This is a genomic window from Brevundimonas sp. GN22, from assembly GCF_054824005.1.
In genome coordinates this window covers 1-7,942 of the sequence record NZ_JSYD01000017.1, presented here as the reverse complement: position 1 = coordinate 7,942, position 7,942 = coordinate 1, and the positions used below count along the sequence as shown (strand labels likewise).

The following is a 7,942-nucleotide window of genomic DNA, read 5'->3' as shown; positions in this document are numbered from 1 at the left end:
CGATACGGTCCATGAACGTCCTTCCATCCAAATGTCGAAGACACCTGCCCGACTGTCATGGCGACAGAATGACAGGTCTCTACTTTGGTCGAGATTAGACCATTAGCTAATGTCAGAAACCAGTGTGACGCGGAAAAGTGCCTTCGGGACCTGCAAAAAAAGACAGGACCGGGAGGAAAATCATGGCTTACCACCGCCTTTGGGGCGGCGTGGCGTTTGCTGCGCTCCTCACTGCTACGTCTGCGTCGGCTCAGGATAACTCGGCCGCGCTCGAAGCCCGCATTGCCCAGCTTGAGGCCGAACTGGGGGAGTTGAAGGCCGCTATCCGTGAAAATCAGGCCAGCCAGCAGGTCCGCACGCAAGCATTGGCCGATGATATCATCCGCATCCAGCAAGCCCCGCCGCCTGCTCCGGTCGCCCGTCCTGCCGCCGCACCCGCCAAGGGATTTCAGGTCGGTGATCTGACCCTGAACTTCGGCGGTTTCATCAAAGCCGACGCCAAGATCAGCGACTATTCGGACGGGTCGCCCCCGGTTGGCGATACCCTGCACGACTTCTACCTCCCCGGATCCATCCCTGTCGGCGGCCAATCCGAAGGGGCCGAGAGCGAGTTTAGCGCCCGCCAGTCGCGTTTCTGGCTGACGGCTGATGGCAACGTCTCAGGCCACAAGGTCGGCGCCCGCTTGGAAATGGATTTCCAGGCCCTGCCCGGTACCGGCGACCAGCGCACGACCAACCCCTCCACGCCCGCCCTGCGACGGGCCTTTGTCACGGTGGATAACTGGCTGATCGGTCAGGAGTGGACGACCTTCGTCAACCTGAACACCATGCCAGAAACCGCCGACTATGTCGGTCCGGTCGAAGGTTCACTGATCGTCCGCCAGCCGCAAGTGCGCTATACGCGCGGCCCGTTCGCCATCGCCGTCGAGAACCCCGAGACCACCGTTACCCCGTTCGGCGGCGGCACGCGCATCGTGTCCGACGACAATCTGATGCCCGATATCGTCGCGCGCTATCTGGTCGCCCGTCCGTGGGGCGAGTTCCAGATGTCGGGACTTGTCCGCCAACTGCGTCACGAAAATCCGGCGGCCAATATCGACAGCTCGGTCCTCGGCTGGGGTCTGTCGGCGACGGGCAAGATCAAGGTCGGCTCACAGGACGACATCCGTTTTGTCCTGACCGGCGGCGAAGGCATCGGGCGCTATCTGGGCTTGAACCTGTCCAACGACGCCGTGCTGGACGCCAACGGCGATCTGGAAGCCATCGGCGTGATCGGCGGCTACGTCGGCTATCGTCACATCTGGTCGCCGGGCTGGCGCTCGTCGCTGATGCTGGCCCACCAGTCCATCGACAATCCGACATCCCTGACCGGACTTGGCGTCACCAAGTCTGCCAGCAGCGTTCGCGGGAACTTGATCTACACCCCGCTTGCGGGTCTGGATGTCGGGGCCGAACTTATGTTCGGTGAACGCAAGCTCGAGAACAATCTATCAGGCGATATGACCCGCCTGACCTTGTTCGCAAAATACGGCTTTTAAGTCCTGAACGGCCTCGGAAAAACCAGAGGCCGACAGGATATCATCGGAGGAATTATCGCGTGCCTGATCCGCTCATCTATCCAGTATCCAGTGACCTCGCTGCCCGTTCGTACATGGACGCCGCAGCCTATGAAGCAGCGCGGAAGGAGGCACGCGACAATCCCGTCGCCTATTGGTCCAAGGTCGCAAAACGCCTGGACTGGATGACCTTCCCGACCAAGATAAAGGACGTATCGTTCAACAAGGACGACTTCCGCATCAAATGGTTCGAGGACGGTGTGCTGAACGTCTCGGCCAACTGCATCGACCGCCACCTGCCCGCCCGCAAGGACGAGGTCGCCATCATCTGGGAAGGCGACGAGCCCACCGACAGCCGCAAGATCACCTATGGCGAACTGCATGAGCAGGTCTGCCGCCTCGCCGATGTGCTGAAGGCCGAGGGCGTGAAGAAGGGCGACCGCGTCACCCTGTACATGCCGATGGTGCCCGAAGCGGCCTATGCCATGCTGGCCTGCGCGCGCATCGGCGCGGTGCACTCGGTCATCTTCGGCGGCTTCTCACCCGATAGTATCGCGGGCCGGATCGAGGACTGCGAAAGCACCTTTGTCATCACCGCCAACGAAGGCTGCCGCGGCGGCCGCAAGGTCCCGCTGAAGGCCAATGTCGACAAGGCGCTGGAGAAGGTGTCGGTCAAAAAGGTCCTCGTCCTGCGCCACACCGACGCCGACGTTCCGATGGTTGATGGCCGCGACATCGACTGGAAAACGGCCGTCGATGCTGCCAGCCCCGACTGCCCGCCCGAGCCGATGAACGCCGAGGACCCGCTGTTCATCCTCTATACCTCGGGTTCGACGGGTAAGCCCAAGGGCGTGCTGCACACCACCGGCGGCTATATGGTCTGGGCGTCGTGGACGCACCAGCATGTGTTCGATTACCGCCCAGGCGAGGTCTATTGGTGCACCGCCGATGTGGGCTGGGTGACAGGTCACTCCTACGGCGTCTACGGCCCGCTCTCGAATGCGGCCACCACGCTGCTGTTCGAAGGCGTGCCGAACTATCCGAGCGTGTCGCGCTGCTGGGAAGTCATCGACAAACACAATGTCAACGTCTTCTACACCGCCCCCACCGCCCTTCGCGCCCTGATGAAGGAAGGCGACGAGCCTGTGAAGTCATCCAGCCGCGCGTCCTTGCGCCTGCTCGGCACCGTGGGCGAGCCGATCAACCCCGAGGCTTGGCGCTGGTATTACGAAGTCGTCGGTAACTCCAAACTGCCCATCGTCGACACATGGTGGCAGACCGAGACGGGCGGCATCCTGATCTCGCCGCTACCGGGGGCGACGGACCTCAAGCCCGGCTCCGCCACCAAGCCGCTACCGGGTGTGGAGCTTCAGATCGTCGATGCCGAGGGTCAGGTTCTGGAAGGCGTGACCGAGGGCAACCTATGCATCACCGACAGTTGGCCCGGCCAGATGCGCACCGTGTATGGCGACCACCAGCGCTTCTTCGAAACCTATTTCTCGACCTATGCGGGCAAGTATTTCACCGGTGACGGCTGCCGCCGTGACGAGGACGGCGATTACTGGATCACCGGCCGCGTCGATGACGTGATCAATGTGTCGGGCCACCGCATGGGCACCGCCGAGGTCGAAAGCGCCCTCGTTCTGCACGACGATGTGGCCGAGGCCGCCGTCGTCGGCTTCCCGCACGGCATCAAGGGTCAGGGCATCTATGCCTATGTGACGCTGAATGCTGGTGTCGAGCCGACCGAGGACCTGCGCAAGGCCCTCGTTGCCCACGTGCGCAACGAGATCGGCCCGATTGCCGCGCCCGATGTAATCCAGTGGGCCCCCGGCCTGCCCAAGACCCGTTCGGGCAAGATTATGCGCCGCATCCTGCGCAAGATCGCCGAGAACGAGGTCAGCGCTCTGGGCGATACCTCAACCCTCGCCGATCCGTCCGTGGTGGACGATCTGGTCAAGAACCGCGCAGCCGCCTGATCCGTCCCCCGCTCAGGCCCTGAACGGCAAAAGCCCCGAACTGTTCGCCAGCAGTTCGGGGCTTTTCATTTCTAGCGCTCGACTTCCATCCATTCGCCGGGAGCGAGGCCGTCCAGCGACCAGCGGCCCACGCTCCAGCGCACGAGGCGAAGGCACGGCAGGTTCACCGCCGCGCACATACGCCGCACCTGACGGTTACGGCCCTCGGCAATCGTCACCTTGATCCAGCTATCCGGCACGCTCTTGCGCACGCGGATCGGCGGGATGCGCTCCCACAGGTTGGGGTCGTCGATCAGTTCGGCCTCGGCAGGACGGGTCATGCCGTCCTTCAGCATCACACCACGGCGCAGCTGTTCCATCTGCTCTTCGGTGGCGATGCCCTCGACGTGGGCCAGATAGGTTTTCTTGGTCTTGTATTTCGGATCCGAAATCCGCGCCTGCAGCCGCCCGTCGTCGGTCAGCAGCATCAGCCCCTCACTGTCCCGATCCAGACGCCCCGCCGGATAGACGTTCGGCACGTCGATGAAATCGGACAACGTCCGACGCTCCGAGCCTTCCGTCGCCTTGTCGGTGAACTGGCTCAACACATCAAACGGCTTGTTAAAAACGATAAGGGTCATGCCGCCTTGTAGCGCCAAGGCGGGGCGACGTCCTCAGCAAATGTAGTCCCTCCGATACGCAAAACCCCGAGCTTTCTGAAGGCTCGGGGTTTCGTTGTTGTCGATTTACAGGGCTTTAGGCTGGCTGCCCCGCAGCATCTCCAGCATCGCTGAGAAGTCGCGGTGGCCGTTGCCGAGGTTGTTGAAGAGGGCGTAGAGGGCCTCGGCTTGGGCGGCGAGCGGTGTGGAGGCTCCGGCTTTGGCGGCGGCATCTTGGGCCAGCTTCAGGTCCTTGAGCATCATGGCGGTGGCAAAGCCGCCTTCATAGTTGCGGTTGGACGGGGCGGTCGGCACGGGGCCGGGCCACGGATAGTAGCTGGTCACGCTCCAGCACTGGCCGGACGACTTGGACGCGATCTCGAAGAAACGCTCGGGGTCGAGGCCCAGCTTTTCTGCAAGGGCGATGGCCTCGCAGGTGCCGATCATCGAAATGCCCAGCAGCATGTTGTTGCAGATCTTGGCCGCCTGACCCGCACCATGGTCGCCCGCGCGGATAGTGATGCGGCTCATCGGCTCCAGCGCCGCCTCGACCTTTGCAAAGACCCCCTCGTCACAGCCGACCATGAAGGCCAGAGTTCCGGCCTCAGCCGCCGCCGTGCCGCCCGAAACGGGGGCGTCGGCGAAGGTGTAGCCAGCCTCGGTCGCGAGCGCAGCCACCTTGCGAGCGGTTTCCACGTCGATAGTCGAGCAGTCCAGCAGAAGCGCCGATTTCGGGGCCACGCCCAGAACCTGTTCGGAATAGACCTTCAACACATGCGGGCCCGCGGGCAGCATGGTGATGACCACCTCGGCGTCCTTTACGGCATCGGCAACCGAGTTCACAGGCTCGCAGCCTGCCGCCTCGGCGCGCTTCAACGCATCGGCCGACAGGTCAAAGGCGAAGACCTCGTGGCCCGCCTTGGCCTGATTGGCAGCCATGCCGCCGCCCATATTGCCGAGGCCGATAAATGCGATCTTGGTCATGGTCGTTACTCCCTAGAGTTGGCGTCGCTTGATTAAGCCAGCGGCGTCCAAGATTGGTCTTGCGGCAGAGGGGCAAACAGCGCCTCGATCATGTCGTCACTGACGCCTGCAATATCGGCAGGCTGCCAGTTGGGGGCGTTGTCCTTGTCGATGATGACGGCGCGGACACCCTCCTGGAAATCGTGCGTGGAGACGACGCGGCCACCCAGTGCATATTCCATCGCCATGTTGTCGGCGAAGGTCGCCATTTTCGCGCCCTCGCGGATTTGGCGAAGGCTCACCTTCAGCGATTGCGGCGACTTGGTTTTCAGGATCGACAGCTGTTTCAGCGCCCATTCGGAGCCATCAGCTTCCAGAGCGGCGAAGATTTCCTCGACCGTATCGAAGGCGAACAGGCGGTCGATGGCCTCGCGGTGGGCGGCGAGAGGAGCCTCGCCTGCATCGCCGGACACGCGGTCGGCCACGGCTTTGGGATCGGACGGATTGGCCAGCAGATCGGCCTTCAACGCCTCGATCACGTCCAACGCCACATAGTGGGTGTGGATGCCCAGAGCGACCGTATCGGCGGCTTTCAAACGCGCGCCCGTCAGCGCCAGCCAGACGCCCGTCTGCCCCGGCAGGCGCGGCAGGAACCAGCCGCCGCCCACATCGGGGAACAGGCCGATGCCGGTTTCCGGCATGGCATAGGTGGTGCGCTCGGTGGCGATGCGAACGTCTGCAGGCTCGGAAATGCCCACGCCGCCGCCCATGACGATACCGTCGACAATGGCGGTGATCGGCTTAGGGTATTCGAACATCAGATGGTTCAGCTGATATTCGGTATGGAAGAAGGCCTTGGCCTCGGAGGCATCGCCCGCACCGCTTTCGGCGATCATGCGGATATCACCACCGGCGCAAAAGCCGCGCTCGCCTGCATGGTCGATCAGGACCGATGACACGGCATCATCCGACTTCCACGCCTGCAACGCCTTGATCATCGCCTCGCACATGGCGCGGTTCAGCGCATGGATCGCCTTGGGGCGATTCAGGGTGATGCGGCCAACGCCAGATTCAACGCGGGTAATGACTTCGGCTTCGGACAAGGTGTTCTCCCGCATACTCAGGACGGATTGCTAGTGACAAATGACAGATTACCACGCTCGATCAGGGTCAGTTCGATCAGCGATTCAATCTGACGGGCGCGCCAATTGTTGGAATAATAGACAGCCAACGAGGCCAGCATTGTGAAGAAGAAAAGCACGAACCCGATACTGCCGAGCTTGAGCACTTCCTTCACATAGGCCGGCGAAAGCTGCAGGCCCGCGAGAAACAGCGACAACGGACCCGAGACATAGATCAGAGCCGCCATCTTCCAGATGGAGTCGTTGCGACGCGCATTGAGATCAGCCAGTGCCTTTAGGCGAAGCAGTTCGCTATCGCTGTGACCCGCCAAAATCTGTTGCCCCTCGACCGCCATCGGCATGGCCTTGAGCGTTGAGACCACATCGACCGAGTAAATCCCCCAGCCGGACTTGGACCGCGTCAGGTGGCCAACCATCCGTTTGAAGGTAAAAATCCTGGCCAAGGCACTCCATGTCTCCCAGAGCTGTGCATTGGGATCGGCGGTGGCGGCGTCGATTGAGGCCGAAATAGGCTGTGCGGTCATGGTTACTGTGCCTCCCCCGTGGCAGCGTCCGGTCCGGACGACACAACCCTATCTGGAGCCAGAAAACCAGAAGTGCCGCACCGGACCGTCATGACTTAAGCTTTGGCCAGTTCCCGCGAGACGATGACGCGCATGATCTCGTTGGTGCCTTCGAGGATGCGGTGGACGCGCAGGTCGCGCACGATGCGCTCCAGCGGATAGTCCTTCAGATAGCCATACCCGCCGTGCAGTTGCAGGGCGTCATCGGCGATCTGGAAACCGGCGTCCGTGGCAAACCGCTTGGCCATGGCGCACCATTTGGTCTTTTCGGGATGCTGCGTGTCGATAGCCCATGCGCCACGACGCACCATCAGGCGGGCGGCCTCAAGGTCCGTCGCCATGTCGGCCAGCTTGAACTGGGTGTTCTGGAAACTGCCGATCGGCTTGCCGAACTGTTTGCGGCCTTCGACGTATTCTTGCGCCGTCTGCAAAGCGAGGCGTGCCCCGCCCAGCGAGCAGGCGGCGATGTTCAGGCGACCACCGTCGAGGCCTGCCATGGCGTATTTGAAACCGTCGCCCTCGGTACCGATCAGGTTGGCGGCCGGCACGCGGCAGTTGTCGAAAACGACCTCTGCGGTCGGCTGGGCATTCCAGCCCATCTTCTTTTCATTGGCCCCGAAGGACAGGCCTTCCGTGCCGTTTTCAACAACGATGGCCGAGATGCCCTTTGCACCCTCTTCGCCGGTGCGAACCATGACAACGTAAATGTCGGAGGCACCTGCGCCCGAGATGAAGGCCTTGGAGCCGTTCAGGACATAGTGGTCGCCGTCACGCACAGCCGTGGTGCGAAGAGCAGCCGCGTCCGAACCGGAACCCGGCTCGGTCAGGCAGTAGCTGGCGATTTTGTCCATCGACACCAGCGACGGAACGAGGCGCATCCGAAGTTCAGCAGAGCCGAACTTGTCGATCATCCACGAGGCCATGTTGTGGATCGAGATGAAGGCCGCCGTCGCCACGTCGCCGCGCGACAGCTCTTCAAAGATCACCGCAGCCTCAACGCGGCCAAGACCCATGCCACCGTGTTCCTCGCCGACATAGATCCCGGCAAAGCCCATTTCGGCGGCTTGTTTCAGCACGTCGCGGGGGAAGTGTTTGTCTTCG

Annotated in this window: 7 protein-coding genes; 2 read left to right on the top strand and 5 right to left on the bottom strand. The window is 62.4% G+C overall.

All coding sequences use genetic code 11. The annotated features are described in order from the left end of the window. The first annotated feature begins 182 nt into the window (after positions 1–182). Both OB03_RS03185 and acs read left to right on the top strand, forming a co-directional pair. Positions 183–1,538 carry a DcaP family trimeric outer membrane transporter gene (locus OB03_RS03185; RefSeq protein WP_242915056.1) on the top strand — a complete coding sequence of 452 codons (1,356 nt, stop codon included), beginning with the start codon at positions 183–185 and terminating at the stop codon, positions 1,536–1,538. A 113-nt stretch (positions 1,539–1,651) separates the two neighbouring features. Next, positions 1,652–3,535 carry an acetate--CoA ligase gene (gene acs / locus OB03_RS03180; protein WP_461343207.1) on the top strand — a complete coding sequence of 628 codons (1,884 nt, stop codon included), beginning with the start codon at positions 1,652–1,654 and terminating at the stop codon, positions 3,533–3,535. Between the two features lie 71 nt (positions 3,536–3,606). Here the strand turns inward: acs and OB03_RS03175 are convergent, their stop codons facing one another. From OB03_RS03175 to OB03_RS03155, 5 genes are all read right to left on the bottom strand, one after another. Next, positions 3,607–4,155 carry a pseudouridine synthase gene (locus OB03_RS03175; RefSeq protein ID WP_461343206.1) on the bottom strand — a complete coding sequence of 183 codons (549 nt, stop codon included), beginning with the start codon at positions 4,153–4,155 and terminating at the stop codon, positions 3,607–3,609. A gap of 105 nt (positions 4,156–4,260) precedes the next feature. After that, positions 4,261–5,157 (bottom strand): 3-hydroxyisobutyrate dehydrogenase, encoded by an 897-nt coding sequence (gene mmsB, locus OB03_RS03170; RefSeq protein ID WP_461343205.1) that lies wholly within the window; start codon positions 5,155–5,157, stop codon positions 4,261–4,263. A gap of 32 nt (positions 5,158–5,189) precedes the next feature. After that, on the bottom strand, positions 5,190–6,239 hold the full coding sequence (locus OB03_RS03165; protein ID WP_461343204.1) for an enoyl-CoA hydratase/isomerase family protein: 1,050 nt from the start codon (positions 6,237–6,239) through the stop codon (positions 5,190–5,192). A 17-nt stretch (positions 6,240–6,256) separates the two neighbouring features. After that, positions 6,257–6,802, bottom strand: coding sequence for a hypothetical protein (locus tag OB03_RS03160; protein WP_292051838.1), 546 nt, complete (start codon positions 6,800–6,802; stop codon positions 6,257–6,259). A gap of 95 nt (positions 6,803–6,897) precedes the next feature. Then, on the bottom strand, positions 6,898–7,942 hold a 1,045-nt coding region (locus tag OB03_RS03155; RefSeq protein WP_461343203.1), incomplete at its 5' end, for an acyl-CoA dehydrogenase family protein.

Coding starts and splice junctions, on each gene's coding strand:
- OB03_RS03185 (WP_242915056.1), top strand. CDS start 183: ATGGCTTACCACCGCCTTTGGGGCGGCGTGGCGTTTGCTGCGCTCCTC.
- acs (WP_461343207.1), top strand. CDS start 1,652: ATGGACGCCGCAGCCTATGAAGCAGCGCGGAAGGAGGCACGCGACAAT.
- OB03_RS03175 (WP_461343206.1), bottom strand. CDS start 4,155: ATGACCCTTATCGTTTTTAACAAGCCGTTTGATGTGTTGAGCCAGTTC.
- mmsB (WP_461343205.1), bottom strand. CDS start 5,157: ATGACCAAGATCGCATTTATCGGCCTCGGCAATATGGGCGGCGGCATG.
- OB03_RS03160 (WP_292051838.1), bottom strand. CDS start 6,802: ATGACCGCACAGCCTATTTCGGCCTCAATCGACGCCGCCACCGCCGAT.